The sequence below is a fragment of the Mesonia sp. HuA40 genome (assembly GCF_008017835.1).
Classification (GTDB): Bacteria; Bacteroidota; Bacteroidia; order Flavobacteriales; family Flavobacteriaceae; genus Mesonia.
This window is the reverse complement of record NZ_VRLT01000029.1, coordinates 346,451-361,558: the sequence shown is the minus strand read 5'-3', so window position 1 is coordinate 361,558 and position 15,108 is coordinate 346,451. Positions and strand designations below refer to the sequence as shown.

General features: G+C 38.3%; 18 protein-coding genes and 1 pseudogene. 15 read left to right on the top strand and 4 right to left on the bottom strand.

Going from position 1 to position 15,108, the window contains the following annotated elements; all coding sequences use genetic code 11:
• The 8 genes and pseudogenes from FT993_RS12315 to arsB all read left to right on the top strand — a co-directional run.
• Positions 1 to 1,004 (top strand): annotated as a pseudogene (locus FT993_RS12315) (hypothetical protein); the annotation flags it as partial.
• Positions 1,005 to 1,303: 299 nt separating this feature from the next.
• Complete coding sequence (locus FT993_RS07945) at positions 1,304 to 2,008, top strand: hypothetical protein (RefSeq protein WP_147862005.1); 705 nt, start codon at positions 1,304 to 1,306, stop codon at positions 2,006 to 2,008.
• A 2-nt stretch (positions 2,009 to 2,010) separates the two neighbouring features.
• Positions 2,011 to 2,901 (top strand): hypothetical protein, encoded by an 891-nt coding sequence (locus FT993_RS07940; protein ID WP_147862004.1) that lies wholly within the window; start codon positions 2,011 to 2,013, stop codon positions 2,899 to 2,901.
• A 225-nt stretch (positions 2,902 to 3,126) separates the two neighbouring features.
• Complete coding sequence (locus FT993_RS07935; RefSeq protein ID WP_147862003.1) at positions 3,127 to 3,795, top strand: hypothetical protein; 669 nt, start codon at positions 3,127 to 3,129, stop codon at positions 3,793 to 3,795.
• A gap of 93 nt (positions 3,796 to 3,888) precedes the next feature.
• On the top strand, positions 3,889 to 4,221 hold the full coding sequence (locus FT993_RS07930) for a helix-turn-helix transcriptional regulator (RefSeq protein ID WP_147862002.1): 333 nt from the start codon (positions 3,889 to 3,891) through the stop codon (positions 4,219 to 4,221).
• A 21-nt stretch (positions 4,222 to 4,242) separates the two neighbouring features.
• Positions 4,243 to 4,692: a DUF6428 family protein gene (locus FT993_RS07925; RefSeq protein ID WP_147862001.1), complete on the top strand. Its 450-nt coding sequence runs from the start codon at positions 4,243 to 4,245 to the stop codon at positions 4,690 to 4,692.
• A gap of 19 nt (positions 4,693 to 4,711) precedes the next feature.
• Positions 4,712 to 5,329: a protein-tyrosine-phosphatase gene (locus tag FT993_RS07920; protein WP_147862000.1), complete on the top strand. Its 618-nt coding sequence runs from the start codon at positions 4,712 to 4,714 to the stop codon at positions 5,327 to 5,329.
• 4 nt (positions 5,330 to 5,333) lie between these two features.
• Positions 5,334 to 6,377: an ACR3 family arsenite efflux transporter gene (gene arsB, locus FT993_RS07915; RefSeq protein ID WP_147861999.1), complete on the top strand. Its 1,044-nt coding sequence runs from the start codon at positions 5,334 to 5,336 to the stop codon at positions 6,375 to 6,377.
• A gap of 61 nt (positions 6,378 to 6,438) precedes the next feature.
• On the opposite strand, the gene FT993_RS07910 is transcribed toward arsB, so the two are convergent.
• Positions 6,439 to 6,942: a DUF4494 domain-containing protein gene (locus FT993_RS07910; RefSeq protein ID WP_147861998.1), complete on the bottom strand. Its 504-nt coding sequence runs from the start codon at positions 6,940 to 6,942 to the stop codon at positions 6,439 to 6,441.
• Between the two features lie 302 nt (positions 6,943 to 7,244).
• Between FT993_RS07910 and FT993_RS07905 the strand changes: the two genes are divergently transcribed.
• The 3 genes from FT993_RS07905 (at position 7,245) to FT993_RS07895 (ending at position 9,085) form a co-directional block, all read left to right on the top strand.
• The gene (locus FT993_RS07905; RefSeq protein WP_147861997.1) at positions 7,245 to 7,808 is read left to right on the top strand and encodes a DUF6252 family protein; all 564 of its coding nucleotides are present in this window, start codon (positions 7,245 to 7,247) and stop codon (positions 7,806 to 7,808) included.
• A gap of 73 nt (positions 7,809 to 7,881) precedes the next feature.
• Positions 7,882 to 8,460 carry a DUF6252 family protein gene (locus tag FT993_RS07900; protein WP_147861996.1) on the top strand — a complete coding sequence of 193 codons (579 nt, stop codon included), beginning with the start codon at positions 7,882 to 7,884 and terminating at the stop codon, positions 8,458 to 8,460.
• A gap of 31 nt (positions 8,461 to 8,491) precedes the next feature.
• The gene (locus tag FT993_RS07895; RefSeq protein ID WP_147861995.1) at positions 8,492 to 9,085 is read left to right on the top strand and encodes a DUF6705 family protein; all 594 of its coding nucleotides are present in this window, start codon (positions 8,492 to 8,494) and stop codon (positions 9,083 to 9,085) included.
• A gap of 57 nt (positions 9,086 to 9,142) precedes the next feature.
• On the opposite strand, the gene FT993_RS07890 is transcribed toward FT993_RS07895, so the two are convergent.
• Positions 9,143 to 10,066 carry a DUF302 domain-containing protein gene (locus tag FT993_RS07890; RefSeq protein ID WP_147861994.1) on the bottom strand — a complete coding sequence of 308 codons (924 nt, stop codon included), beginning with the start codon at positions 10,064 to 10,066 and terminating at the stop codon, positions 9,143 to 9,145.
• A gap of 203 nt (positions 10,067 to 10,269) precedes the next feature.
• On the opposite strand from FT993_RS07890, the gene FT993_RS07885 reads away from it, so the two are divergent.
• The 4 genes from FT993_RS07885 (at position 10,270) to FT993_RS07870 (ending at position 14,302) form a co-directional block, all read left to right on the top strand.
• On the top strand, positions 10,270 to 11,385 hold the full coding sequence (locus FT993_RS07885) for a mechanosensitive ion channel family protein (RefSeq protein WP_147861993.1): 1,116 nt from the start codon (positions 10,270 to 10,272) through the stop codon (positions 11,383 to 11,385).
• Between the two features lie 73 nt (positions 11,386 to 11,458).
• The gene (locus FT993_RS07880) at positions 11,459 to 12,040 is read left to right on the top strand and encodes a HupE/UreJ family protein (RefSeq protein ID WP_147861992.1); all 582 of its coding nucleotides are present in this window, start codon (positions 11,459 to 11,461) and stop codon (positions 12,038 to 12,040) included.
• A 241-nt stretch (positions 12,041 to 12,281) separates the two neighbouring features.
• Positions 12,282 to 12,722: a dCMP deaminase family protein gene (locus FT993_RS07875; protein ID WP_147861991.1), complete on the top strand. Its 441-nt coding sequence runs from the start codon at positions 12,282 to 12,284 to the stop codon at positions 12,720 to 12,722.
• On the top strand, positions 12,719 to 14,302 hold the full coding sequence (locus tag FT993_RS07870) for a S41 family peptidase (protein WP_147861990.1): 1,584 nt from the start codon (positions 12,719 to 12,721) through the stop codon (positions 14,300 to 14,302). The genes FT993_RS07875 and FT993_RS07870 overlap by 4 nt, the downstream gene beginning before the upstream one ends.
• Positions 14,303 to 14,309: 7 nt before the next feature.
• Here FT993_RS07870 and FT993_RS07865 read toward each other — a convergent pair whose 3' ends face one another.
• A complete protein-coding gene (locus tag FT993_RS07865) occupies positions 14,310 to 14,513 on the bottom strand; it encodes a hypothetical protein (protein WP_147861989.1) in 204 nt (67 codons plus the stop codon).
• A gap of 5 nt (positions 14,514 to 14,518) precedes the next feature.
• On the bottom strand, positions 14,519 to 15,094 hold the full coding sequence (locus FT993_RS07860) for a MarC family protein (protein WP_147861988.1): 576 nt from the start codon (positions 15,092 to 15,094) through the stop codon (positions 14,519 to 14,521).
• Positions 15,095 to 15,108: the final 14 nt, after the last annotated feature.

Here is a 15,108-nt window from a genome sequence, read left to right as displayed (position 1 = left end):
TATATTTTTCAACTTTGAAAAATTTGCAAGCACCACGATTTTCAGATTTCCGGAACTTTTTTCGAGCTTCGCTCGAAAAAATTTTTCTCACTCCTGCTAAGACATTTGATAATGTCAAAGGTACTTTCCCTATTGGGTTTTTTATTTGGGACACCAAAAAAATATCCGATTTCAAAATTATAGAAGCCGATATTTACAATAAAAAAGCTGATTTCATTGGCGTTAAAAATATCTGGTCCTATGATGGATTAAAGTTTATTAATGATTGGGTTAAAACTTTTAGATACACAGATTCTGAATCAATAGCAACAATAATTGGTGTTGGTAGTGATTTTCAAAATCAAAGACTAGTACGTTTTGGCGAACCAAATATGAAAGTACCTGCCTCAAATCATAATTGGCAAACAACAAAAGATAACCTTATTCAAACCTCCATTTATTATACTGTTCGAAGAATAATTGATGCAGATTGGTTAAATGACAGAGACCAATTTCTGTTTCCGAAAGATGGATGGATGGAAGACATAGAATTTCAAAATGATTGCTTGACTCATACACTTTTCAGTAATAATATTTCACGTAATTTTGGAATTAACCATTGGATTCCATTTACTGAACTAGAAGTTAATGCTCAAGATAGGTTTGAAAGTCATTTTATGATAGATTTTATAAATGGTAAAATGAACATAGGAAGTGTCTCCAATCTCTTTGTCAATGAAACCGACCAATCTATGAAAAGAGAGTTTTCAGAAGACGCTAAGAACGTTTTTGATGTAGGTAGGGAACTATGGAAATATTATCATAGCAAACCCAATGTAAACGTAAATGCAAGTTTATACGATATTAGAGAATACTTTCAAGGCAGAAATGAAAAAGGTAGAATGAACAGTAAAAGTGATGATAAAATATATACAGAATTAATTAGCGAATTACGACATCAATTGAACTTTTTAGCCGATAAAATTAAGCCTAAAATATATAAATATGAGTTTTTGAAAAAATAATAACTGTTGGCAAGACCGTATAACAACAATTGCGGCTTTGTGTCCTGCGGACATAACCGCGCAAACATAATAGTCGGTAATTTTAGCTATCTTAGTTTCCAACCAACCCGTAACTGACGGTTATACGAGATCGGCAGACTATCTCAAAACCTCGGTTATAGAGAAACGTATTTGGGTAGGCACCTTTAAGAAAATCTATATATTCGATTCTCCCGGGATTAAAATTATTGTTGAGACAAACTGCCGTTGCCAGTAATTTATGAATCATAGCTAAACAAGAAACTTTCGATAAAAAATAAATGAATATTTCCTCTTTTCACCTTGTAAAAATTCCATTTGGAAAAGCGATTAAAGGACTATTTATAAACTTGATTAATACAAAAACAAAAGGTCTAATTTATTCGGAATATATGACCGCTATGACTTTAGGTTCTCCTATTCTATCACCTTCTCGTTTTTTAATAAGAGAAGTAGCAATCTTTGCTCAATGGGAAAGCGAAAAAGACCTTGAAAACTTTCTAGAAAAAGACAATTTTGGCAAAATTCTAAATAAAGGTTGGCACATTCGCTTAGGTTTTATGAGAGATTGGGGAAAGATAAAAGGCTATGAAACACCAAAGAAAAACGAAATTTTAGACAATCCTAATTCCCCTGTAGTTGCCGTAACAATTGCTCGTATGAAACCTCTTGCAGTTCCGAGATTCTTACAATGGGGAATACCAGTTGAAAAATTAGTTAGAGATCATACTGGCACTTTACTTTCTATTGCATCTTTCAAATTTCCGAATACAGTTTCAACTTTTTCAATTTGGAAAAATATAAAAGAAATGGAAAGTATGGTTCACGGTCATAGCAAAATGCCAAAACCTAAAAGACACTCAAACGCCATGAAAGAAAGAGAACGTAAAAACTTTCATTTTGAGTTTACAACTCTTAGATTTAAACCTCTTTCAGAATACGGTTCTTGGAAAGGCTATAGCAATTACACTAAGAAAACTGTTTAATAATGGGATTTGCTTTTATTAAACAGAACTTTCAAGATTGGGTTACTCAACAATGGGTAATTGTTTCAGGTAAAAAAATCAATTCAAAAGAATATGAATGGTTGTTAGGTCCATTTGGAAATACAAATGGAATTGGGGAAAAATTTATTAAGCAGTTAGCGGAAAATGAAAATTTAGCAATCTGTACCTCTAAACTAAGTAAAGGATTAATAAATTCAATTAACCAATTAAACTTACCAACAACCGAAATTAATAAATTATCGAAAAACGTAATTGACTTTTACGAAAACACGAGTAGTTATGAATTTGAATTGAAAACTAACTGGAATCCAATTTTTAAATTTTTCGGCTATCTCCTAAAAATATTGTTCAGTAATAGAATTGAGCAACTAAACATTCCCATGAAGAACAGCAAGAACACTAAGGGAATGAATAGCGATATTATTCAACTAATTGATAAAAAAACCAAAAAAGTACAACGAACAATTTGGTTAAGAACAATTAAAAAAACGAAACAAGTTGTTTATTCAGGCGTTTATGAAACTTGTACAATTCCAAACGGAATAACTTGCATTAAAGCAATGTTTCCATTACCAAACGGAAATGCGACAGTTATTTTAGAACCATGTGTTGGTAGTAACGGAGAGCTAATCTTAAAATCTGCTGGTAGGAAAATTGGAGATAGTGGGTTTTACTTTTTGTTAAAAGACAAAAGTGGAAACTTATGGACAAATTATATAAAGTCATTTAAAGACAACCTAACGGTAAGTTTTAATGACGGAAAAATAAAAGCAAATCAAACACTTAAATTTTATGGCTTGAGAGTACTTAATTTTGAATACGAAATTAAAAAAACACATACAACACCGTATAAAATTAATTCCTGGCTCTAGCCTCCACACGAATCCTCAAGCGTTCGGACGCGCTGATTATGCTTTCGAAGTTGCCAACGCTCGTTTCAATTTGATGCGTGCCCCTAAAGTTAAATGTTAATTAATCGCAACCAAATCATATACCAGCATCTCATCTCAAAACTTCGGTCACTAATTTTAGTTTTCAAGGTAACCACCACCCCCTAACCAATTTTTAGCTACCTTTATGCGCTAATTGTTGGCTTTATGCGTTTTATCGTATGCTTATTTTTGTGCTGCTTGAGCGGCACAATGCTTGCGCAGGAAGAAAAACTGCGGCTGCTGGGTTTAGATTTATTAAGCCCTAGTTTAAGCTATGCCCCGCGTTATACCTTGCATTATAAGCAAACCGCTGGTAAGCGTTTTTTATGGGGTATCGGTATGGGATATGGCAACACACCGTCTAGTTTTAATTTTGCCGAAAAGGGCGGCTTTATTCATCCCGATTACCGCAGTTGGTCGGTTCTTCCCGAATTCAATTATATACTGGCCAAAAACAAACAAAATTTATTTTATATCGGTTTAACCGGAAGTTATATCAACCACCAAGATCAATTTAACCAAGATTACTTCCGTAAAGCAAGCGACCATAAACAGTATGCTTTTGAGCAGGCCGACTATAGACGTATTAAAACCACGCTGAGTATGCATTTGGCATCGGTATTATTTGTGGGTAAAAACTGGGGGTTCTCGCCCTATATCGGTTGGGGTGTAAAAAACCGTAATGTAAAATTTAGTCACATTCAAGGAATGCGACCCGTTACCCGTGAAGATTCGCATAACTGGATACCCAGCGCCACCTATTACCTCAGGCACGAGGGCAGCTCTACTGGGGTACAATTGGAGCTGCGTCTTGCGGTATTTGTTAAACTCTAGTCCGAACACAAACTGTTAAAAAATAAAATACCATTGGTAGCTTTTCTTATTCATCGTAATATTGCAATATATAAATGAATCATATTTTTGATTATGGGACTTACCAAAACCGATTTATTCACTGCCGAGCAAAACCAAATTGCGCAATTCACCAAAGTGCTGGGGCATCCTGCGCGTATCGCCATTTTACAGCATCTTATTAAAATAGACAGCTGCGTTTGTGGCGACTTGGTAGAGGTTATTGGTTTGGCTCAACCTACCATATCGCAGCATTTAAAAGAGCTCAAAAAGCTAGGACTTATACAAGGTAGCATTAGCGGTACGCGCGTTTGCTATTGTATAGATGCCCAGGCTTGGCAAAATATGCGTGAAAACTTATTGGCCTTTTTAGCCAGCGGTCCTTCTCATAATCCTAAATGTTGTTAACCCCAAAATACCTGATTACTTATGAAATTATCTGAAATTAAAGCCGTATTGCAAAACCTAGAACAGATTGCCTTTGAGTTGCCTTCGGGCGAATTGGTTCCGCCTCATTTTCATGTGACCGAGATTGGCAAAATTGACAAAAACTTTATCGACTGTGGCGGCACCTTGCGTTATGAAACGCTTATCAGTTTTCAATTGTGGAGCGCCAGCGATTACAACCATCGTTTGCATCCAGAAAAGCTGGCTGCCATTATCGAATTGGCCGAAAAAGCTCTGGTTTTAGGCGATTGGGAGGTTGAAGTGGAATACCAAGGCGAAACTATTGGTAAATACGATTTAGATTTTAACGGCAAGCATTTTGTTTTGCGCAACAAACAAACCGATTGCTTGGCAAAAGAAGAATGCGGCATCCCAGAAAAATCTGCACCTGCCAATAACGCCACTTGTGCACCGGGTAGTGGCTGCTGCTAATTTATTAATTTGATTTGTTATGAGATTCAATAAGGTTTTCACCGATTTCATCGGCACTTTAAAACCCGATAATATTGCTAGCGATCGTAAACAAATACTCCAACATTTGGCCCAAGCTGTACAAGAAGGCTTGCAGCAAAAGGAGGGCGTGGCTCTACAATTTATTTGCACGCATAACTCGCGCCGAAGTCAGTTAGCACAGGTTTGGGCACAGCATTTACTATTTTGGCACGGCTATTACAAGATTGGTTGTTATTCGGGTGGTACGGCCGTTACAGCGGTTTATCCCGAGGTCATCAACCAATTAGAACAGCAAGGATTTACCGCTAGTCGCCTAAGCGAAGGCAGCAACTCGGTTTATGCTGTAAAAGCGAGTAAGCAGCTCGCACCTAGTTTTGTGTTTTCTAAACCCTTAACGCATTTGGTAAACCCAAGCGATGATTTTATCGCGGTGATGACTTGCGACCAAGCCTACGAGGCCTGTCCTGTTGTTTTAGGGGCCAAAAAACGGATCGGGCTCACCTATACCGACCCAAAAAACCATGATGGGCAAGAGAATGAAGAACAGGCTTATGCGCAAACCAGTACACAAATTGCTACCGAGATGCTTTATCTCTGTTCACAACTAAATCCGTAAAGGCATGAATAAAAAATTAGGTTTTTTAAACCGTTATCTAACCCTATGGATCTTTACCGCTATGCTACTGGGAGTAGCTTTGGGGTATTTTTTTCCGAGCTTTCCCGACAAGTTACAAGCTTATAACCAAGGCAGTACTAATATAGCTTTGGCTATCGGACTTATTTTAATGATGTATCCGCCCTTGGCTAAGGTAAAGTATAGTTTGCTGCCCAAGGTGTTTAAAAATGTAAAGCTCTTGTCTATTTCGCTGTTGCTGAATTGGATTATTGGGCCGGTTTTGATGTTTATACTCGCTATTGTATTTCTAGCTAATTATCCCGAATATATGGTAGGCCTTATTTTAATAGGTTTGGCACGTTGTATTGCCATGGTATTGGTGTGGAATGACTTGGCTGAGGGCAGCAGCGAATATGGAGCTGGCTTGGTGGCGCTCAACAGTATTTTCCAGGTCTTTGCCTACTCGTTTTATGCCTGGATTTTCATTAGTGTACTCCCTCCGTTTTTTGGTTTTGAAGGCGCTTTGGTAGAGATCTCCATCGCCCAAATTGCAGAGAGTGTCGCTATTTATTTAGGCATCCCTTTCTTATTAGGCATTCTTAGTCGGCTGATTTTAGTGCGTCTTTATGGAGAGACCTGGTACCAGGAAAAATTTATACCGCGCATATCTCCCTTAACCTTAATCGCTTTACTGTTTACCATTGTGCTTATGTTTTCGCTAAAAGGCGAATTAATTGTAGCCCTACCCCAAGACGTCTTGCTTATCGCGCTACCTTTGTTGATTTATTTTGGCTTGATGTTTCTTATTGGATTTTGGATTACTCGCGCCGTGGGTGCCACATACGATCAAACTACCGCTGTTGCCTTTACGGCCGCAGGAAATAACTTTGAATTAGCCATTGCAGTCGCCATTGCCGTTTTCGGATTACACTCTGGGCAGGCTTTTACCGGAGTTATTGGACCGCTTGTAGAAGTACCGGCGCTCATCTTTCTCGTGCGGGTTTCCTTCTGGCTAAAAGCCAAGTATTTTTCGGCTAAGACCGCTTAAACAAAACAGGCATGCCTCGATTGGCATGCCTGTTTGCTTTATACCGGTTGATGCCTTTTCTTTAGGATGCAGCCATAGTATTTTCTGCGTTTTCTTCTGCCGCATGCGCTGTAGTACCTGATTCATTTTCTTCACCATCAAAATAAGGAAACACATCTATAATAGGCGATTCGCTAATGGCAGGTATACTATAATCTCCCATGGTGTTTTGTAACACCTGCATGCTGTTTTCAAAAGCTTCTTTTACATCATTGGCCTGTACCAAAAGGTATTGATTGGTTTTACGCTCTTTGCCGCTTTCTTCATCAATGGCCACTAAGGCCACCTTAACTTTAAACCAACGGTCGCTATTTTCAAAAGGATGCACTTCGGCAAAATTGGCCACCTTTATGTTCATAATTTTAAAATCCTCTTCGGTTAAGCTCTTCATTTCTTGGGTAAGTCGGGCTTCGGCCTCGGTATAAGAAACCGCATCGAGCAAGTAGGTTTCGCTGGTTAATTTTTGCTCTCCCGTCTCGTGGCGTTTCATATATTTTACTTTACACTCATACCAAATAACACTCATATTTACTTATCGATTTTAGGTTAGTCGCCAAAAATAGAAATCAGCTCAACGTAAACCAACCGATTCTAATTTTGTTATGCACAATTTTATTTTAGGCTTTTACTGCGCTTACGCGGAAGGCAAAAAATTCTAATGAAACATAATAATTCTATACCAAAAAACCAGCTCCTGTTTTTTGGTTTTTGACAGGCATAAAAAGATAAAGAATGGGCATTTATAGATGAAGTATCGGTTTTTTTTAAGGCTTTGTGGCGGTCTCTAGCAATTGAATGTGTTATATTTAGAATCAAAATGCCCAAAAAATGAAAAATTTATTTCTATTTCTATTTTGCCTTACGCTGCTTGTCGCTTGTGATAATGACGACGATCAGAATTCAAAAGATCCCGTAAGCCAATTACCCAAAGCCACGCAAACTGGAGCAAATACTGCGGGTTGTTTGGTTAACGGCGAAGTTTTTTTACCCAAAGGCGGTGGACTGGCAGGAAACAAAAATTGCTTCTACCAGTATGTTGATGGCGGTTATAATTTCTTGATGCGTTTTTCTGATTTTTCAGGGAACGATGCTTCGTCTGTAGGTTTAGGTACCCAAAACGCAAAGATTGAAAAAGGGCAAACCTATATATTAAATGCCCGCCCATTTTTCACTAACAATGAAGATGGCAAGGGGGGGGGGTATTCTATAACAAAAAATGGAGTACAAAATCAATATTCGACCACACCTCAGGTGGTTGGAGAAATGACCATTACAAAACTGGATTTTGAAAACAACATCGTCTCTGGTACGTTTTGGTTTGATGCCATTAATGACGAAGGAGAAATAGTAGAAGTTCGTGAAGGACGTTTTGATATGCAGTTTTCGCAATAAAAAAATTAACGCGACAAATAATATACAATATCATGTGAAATTTCCTAATTTTAAACAATTAATAATCAACACAATGAAAAGAATACTTATAACAATGCTCCTTATATTCCCACTTTGGGGGCTAGGGGGATGTAGTAAAGACGACGATCAAAGTTCACAAGATCCCGTAAGCCAATTACCAGAAGCCACGCAAACTGGAGCAAATACTGCAGGCTGCCTTGTTAACGGCGAAGTTTTTTTACCCAAAGGCGGTGGACTGGCAGGAAACAAAAACTGCTTTTACCAATATGTGGATGGCGGGTATCATTTCATGATGCGTTTTTCTGATTTTTCAGGAGATGATTCATCATCTGTAAGATTAGGTACCCAAAATGCTACAATAGAAAATGGTAAAACCTACTCTTTAAATGCGCGTCCATTTTATTCAAATAATGAAGATGGTCGCGGAGGAGGTTATGAGATTTATACTTTGGAACCTTTTTCTGAAACTTATCATTCTACCACCAATGAAATAACAGGAGAAATGACCATCACCAAACTGGATTTTGAAAACAACATTGTATCAGGTACATTTTGGTTTGATGCCATTAATGACGAAGGAGAAATAGTAGAAGTTCGTGAAGGACGTTTTGATATGCAATACACCAATTAAACAAAAATCACTAACTTTTAAACAATTATTCATGAAAACAAAATTACTTAGCTTAAGTTTACTACTATTCTCTTTTTGGTTTACAACATGGGCACAATTGCAAACCGTAAATATGAATACCAGGGATAATTCCCAAGATCTCTCTGGAAAATACTTTAAAGATATAGATGGTAATTTTGACCCTTTTATCGGGGTTTGGCAAGGCACACACCAAAACACCACTATGATCATAGACATTTCTAAAGCCGTACTAGGGCCTAGTCCAGGTAATAATTATGCCGAAGATGTACTTGTGGCAGATATCCAATTGATAGAAGGGATGGGTACGCCTATGGAGATGGTTATCTGCAATACGGCTACCGCCTACAGCCATTTTGACAAGCTGATTAGAAGCATCATCCGCGGAGATTCATACAATGGAATTACAATGAGCAGTGCCTTAGAAGACAATTGCCACCCGGGCAACAGTGCGGGAGGTATTGTGGTGATGAATATTCAAAACCCACAAGCATCGCCTTTAACCGCCACTTGGGAGATTGAGAGAAAGGGGATTGTGGCCAAAACCTACCCCGGAGAACCAGACTTTGTTATTCCCACCAGTATTGTTTTAACCAAACAACCCTAACAATAAGTACTATGGTTAAGCTACAAGCCGTTACTTTACAAGAAGTAGCGGTTTTTTTTAAGTCTTTGTGGCGGTCTCTACCAATTGATGGAGCAAACGTTCTATCTGGTCTTTATAACTGGCATTAATCTCCATGCCTTGTCTTTTTGCAATAAAATCGATTGCATTATACGACACAAATACCCGGCCTTTGGCATTTTCCCAAACTAAAATTTTATGCGGTAAGTCTAGACCCAACAAAGCATTATCGCGCAACATACGGCTACTTATCTCTGGGTAACTCACCATAAACACATAGGTAGGCCGCAAAGACATGCCAACGCTGGCAGCATTTGCTTGGTGATCTAAACTCGCTATCAATTCTAATTTTTGATTGTCGTGAATACTTTTTAATAAGGTATTTTTAGTTTTCGTAAAGCTCTGTTTACTTCGGGTGGTAATGATACCTTCCAATAATTTGACATGTTGTTTTCGGGTATGCACTACCGTTTGCCCTGCAGCATTTTCAACCAATCGCTCTAAAGCATCGCTCATTTGATTTAGACTTGGGGTATTTTTAATACCAAATCGGGCACCTAAATAATTGGTACTATTATAAGCCGTTACAAATTCTTCTCCATCTTGAAAGAATAAAATTTTCTGCGGTAAATTGAGACCGGCCAACTGGTTTGCTTGCATAAGCGGCGTTCCTAGATTGGGGTTGCCAAAGAAGATAATTTTTTCGGGTGCCAAATCTATACGCTCTTGAGCCGCTTCTTGGGCATAATCAGACTCGGCAATAATGCCAATGGCACTATTCTTACGCAAAGTAGATTTCAATTTCTGGTAGGCCTCTTCTACTTCGCCTTTTTGTTGGGTATAACTAATTCCTATAGCTTTTAAACGCTCTTGTTGAGGTGGCCACTGCTCCTCTTGGTTCTTGTTTTTACAAGCTGTTAAACAGATTGCAACCAAAAGAAATAACCCGATTTTCTTTTTCATACGCTTTAATTTACCTACAATTTAATGATTTCTTCTTAAAAAATCAGTAAAAACTGCTTTCATCCGATTAATTTTATAAATTTTTAAAATTTCCTAAGCTTAAAGCCGAAACTCAATACAGCAATCTACTTAGTATTTACCGAGACAAAAACCCGCTAGAACTGCACGATATTTATTATCTTGCTTTCTTAAGCAATTATAGCATGAAAGATTTTTGGCAACTTTACCATCAAGATATTTTATTTGTAGGCTTTGTTTTAGTGGCCACTGTTTTTTTATTGTGGCTCACCAATTGGAGTTATCGTTTTTTTACCAAGCGACTAGAGAAAAAATACAATTATGAGAGCCTAAGCAGTTTACGCAATGTAAAGAAAATTTTAAATTTACTTTGGTTGATTACTGGGCTTGCGAGCATCAGCTTTGTGTTTGTGAGTGACAAAACCACCACTGTACTCAAAGAAAACCTGCAGCTTATTGTATATGTAGGGGTGGTGCTAGTGGCAAGTATACTTACCGCCACCATGGTACAATTGTTTTTTAGTAAACGCATTCAAGAGAAAACCGCTCAAGGAGCAGACTCTACCAGTTTACGCTTTATTCAATATTTAGCCAGTATAGGCGTTTATCTCGTTGGGGTTTTACTTATTATTTTAGCTTTTCCGTCGCTTAAACACATTGCCGGCACCGTATTAGGAGGTGCGGGTATTCTCGCTGTTGTTTTGGGTATTGCCTCTCAAGAAGCTCTCGCCAATTTGGTAAGTGGCATATTTATCATCAGCTTTAAGCCCTTTAAAATTGGAGATATCATTCAGATTACCGATACCATGATGGGCACCGTGCAAGATATTACCTTACGGCATACGGTGATTCAAGATTTTCAAAATAAAATGATTGTTATACCCAACTCCATCATCAATAAAGAACGCTTGATTAATTATGATCTGAGCAATAGCTTGGTTCGGCAATGGATTTTTATGCGCATTGCTTATGAAAGTGATATTGATTTAGCGCGTAAAATTATGCGCGAAGAGTGTATGAAGCACCCCTTTACCCTAGACAACCGCACGCCGCTAGAAAAAGCCAATAATGAGCCTGTAGTACCTGTAAAGGTAGTCGAGTTACAAGAGTCGGCTGTATTGATGCGCGCTTGGGTATGGACCAGCAACTACGCCGATTCATTTGACTTGAAATGCGATTTGCTCGAATCGATAAAAAAACGTTTTGATGCCGAAGGTATAAGTATACCTTACCCGCACCGCACAATGGTTTATAAAAATGATCCTCAGCTTGACCCCGATCACAAGCCGCAAGGCCTTTAAATTTATTCAGCTCAAGTCTGTGCTTTTTTAAATAGAAAAATGTAAGTTTGGGTGAAGAAAAAACACCTGCCGCATGAACGACTTCTTAATTTATTTTAACTTAGGGCTCACGCACGTACTCGATTGGAATGCCTATGATCACGTTTTGTTCCTCAGTGTTTTGGTCGCAGCCTTTGGATTTAAAGATTTTAAACCCGTAATTGCTTTAGTTACCCTATTTACATTGGGGCACACCCTATCTTTAGTGCTTGCGGCTTATGATTGGGTAAGTCTCTCGAGCAGGGTGATCGAGTTTTTAATACCCGTGAGCATTTTGGTCACCGCAATTTACCGTTTGTTTACTGCGGGAAAAAATGTAAAAAGCGGTAAGACTTTACTCTACGCCATCACGCTTTTTTTCGGGTTGGTACATGGGTTTGGGTTTTCTTCATTTTTTCTTAGCACCACAGGAAGTTCTGGAGTAGATTTTGGCAGGTTATTCGCTTTTGCCGTAGGTATAGAAGCCGCTCAGCTTATTGTAGTCTTGGTAGTGCTTTTACTAAGTTTGGTATTTCAAAGCCTATTGCGTTTTTCAAAGCGTGATTGGGTCTTGTTTATCGCTGCCTTGGTTATAGGATTAAGCATTCCGTTGTTGCGTGCCAATTGGATTCTTTAGTTTTTCCTTTACGGATGCCTAATCGGTTGCTTTTATATAGCATGCAACAACCAAATAAAACTTTTACTCCTATAGCTTTTTATAAACCAGAAGGACCAATTTTGGTCGCTACCCGAAATTAAATCCGTAAAGCTAAAACCAGCTAACCCGCACTGCTTAAAATATATCGGGATAAATTGGATGAAAAACAATAAATTTGTGTCGGTTATAGTTTTAATAAGCAGCAAGACCAGATAATTTTATGGATAAAGCAAAGCAACTTAAATTTGACAAGGCTTACCTGCGCATGGCTAAAGAATGGGGGAAACTTTCGCACTGCCAGCGCAAACAGGTAGGCGCCATTATAGTGAAAGATCGCATGATTATATCAGACGGATATAACGGCACGCCTAGCGGTTTCGAAAATCCTTGTGAAGATGAAGACGGACTTACCAAATGGTATGTCTTGCACGCCGAAGCCAACGCCATCTTAAAGGTGGCCCGCAGTACCCAAACTTGTAAAGATGCTACATTGTATATTACCATGTCTCCCTGTAAAGATTGCAGCAAGCTTATACACCAAGCTGGCATAAAACGTGTGGTATATTTAAACGCTTATAAAGATAATGCCGGAATAGATTTTTTAAAGCGTGCCGGCGTTGAAGTAGAACATTTTAATGATATAGCTCACCAGCCAATTTGAAAAAAATAAATCCCATATACTTTCCGCTATTACTAGGGCTGTTTTTAGCGCTAGGAATTTTTGCAGGTGCCTACCTCAATTTTGAAACCCCACTCGATAGCCCAAATACCACTAATAAAAAGAAAGAAAAACTGGGAAGACTTATCGATTATATCGATTATGAATATGTAGATGCCGTAAATACCGATAGTATTGTAGACGTAACGGTAAATAGCATTCTTGCCAATCTCGATCCGCATTCAACTTATATTCCGCAAAGTGAGTACGCAGAGGTAAGTGAAAATATGAAAGGGGATTTTGTGGGTATTGGTATAAATTTTTATCGTATCAATGACACCATTACCGTTATTCGTCCGCTAGACGATAGCCCTAGCGCTAAAGCGGGAATAAAAGCCGGCGATCGTATTTTATATGCCGACAACCAGGCTTTATTTAGCGCTCAGCTCAGCAATGATTCGCTAAGTAAGATTCTTAAAGGTAAAGTAAACAGCAGCGTGCTGTTAAAGGTACAACGCAAGGGTAGCGATTCTTTACTCGAAATTGAAGTAGAACGCGCTCACATTCCCATTAAAAGTATTGATGCCGCTTATATGCTGGGTCCCGGATTGGGCTACATAAAAATAAACCGATTTGCCGAAAACACCTTTACCGAGTATCAAGAAGCCTCCCAAAAACTAATCGATCTAGGAGCCAAAAACATGGTGCTAGATTTGCGCGACAACGGCGGAGGGTTTCTCAAACCTGCAATACAAATCGCCGATGATTTTTTAAAAGAAGATCAACTCATTTTATTTACTAAAAACAAGCGTGATGAGGTAGTTAAAACCATGGCCAGCGATGTGGGTAATTTTGAATCGGCACAGGTGTATGTATTGATTAATGAACATACCGCTTCGGCAAGTGAGGTAATTGCGGGTGCCTTGCAAGATCACGATATAGGAACTATTATTGGTAGGCGTTCTTACGGAAAAGGTTTGGTGCAACGCGAGATGGAGTTGGGCGATGGCAGTGCGGTCAGACTTACGGTAGCACGCTATTACACACCTACGGGAAGATCTATACAAAAGCCATACGGAGATAATAACGAAAATTACCATTTAGAGTACCTCAACCGATATGAAAATGGAGAATTAAAACACAAAGACAGCATTCAAGTAAACGATAGCTTGCGTTATACCACCCCTAAAGGAAAAGTGGTCTACGGTGGTGGAGGTATTACTCCAGATGTTTTTATACCTAAAGACACCCATGTGACTAAAGAAAAACTAACTTATATGCTGCGAGGAGGTATTATGGATCGGTTTTTATTTAACAAGCTTGAGAAAGACAGAAGTGCATTTACAGATCTCTCTAAAGAGGAGTTCATTCAATCGTACGAGCTAGACGAGGAGTGGGTTCGTGAATTCATTAGCTACCTTCATCAATTCAATTTTGATTACCGATTTGGTCGCTACCAAGATTTGCTTAGGCTATACCTCAAAGCCAGTATGGGCGAGCAGTTGTTTAACACCCAAGTAAAAGAGCAAATCATCAATTCTCAAGACCCTTATATAAAAAGAGTAAAGCGTCTAGCTTTTTAAGGCTTGCTTATTCTTGGTCTTGGTATTTCTTTTGAATGCTTCTTGATACTAGTAAAATAAGCATTAATACTAAAACGCATAAACTAGCTAAGACTCCGGCTAATGCAATAGAGCTCTCTTTACTCATAATATGGTTCAGGTCGAGCATACTTATATTAAAAGCGGCTAAAGCAATGGCTAGGCCTATGATTACAAAAATTACATACTTCATAACAACTAGTTAAATAAATTTTGAATATTGGTGACAAATAACTTTACGGCAATAGCCAATAGAATGACACCAAAAATCTTACGTATTACATTAATTCCTTGAGAACCCAATACCGTTTCAATTTTTTTAGACGATTTAAGCACCAAGTACACAAAGATAATATTAATAATGATGGCGGCAATAATATTAACAGTCGCATACTCTGCACGCAATGACAATAAGGTGGTCATAGTACCAGCACCTGCCACCAATGGAAAAGCCAGAGGTACAATAGAAGCCGTTTCGGGTGCATCATCTTTATACAATTGTATACCTAAGATCATTTCTAGTGCCAGGAAAAATAAAATAAAAGCACCCGCAACCGCAAAGGAGTTTACATCAATCCCAATCAATTTTAGAATCTCTTCTCCTACAAACAAGAAAACCACCATTAAAATAGCGGCAACAATCGCTGCCTTTTCACTTTGAATATGCCCTACTTTACGCCTTAAATCAACAATAATAGGAATACTCCCAATGATATCTATTACAGCAAATAAAATAAGGCTAGCGGTTACTATTTCTTTTAAGTCAAAACCCATAACTTCTTAATATT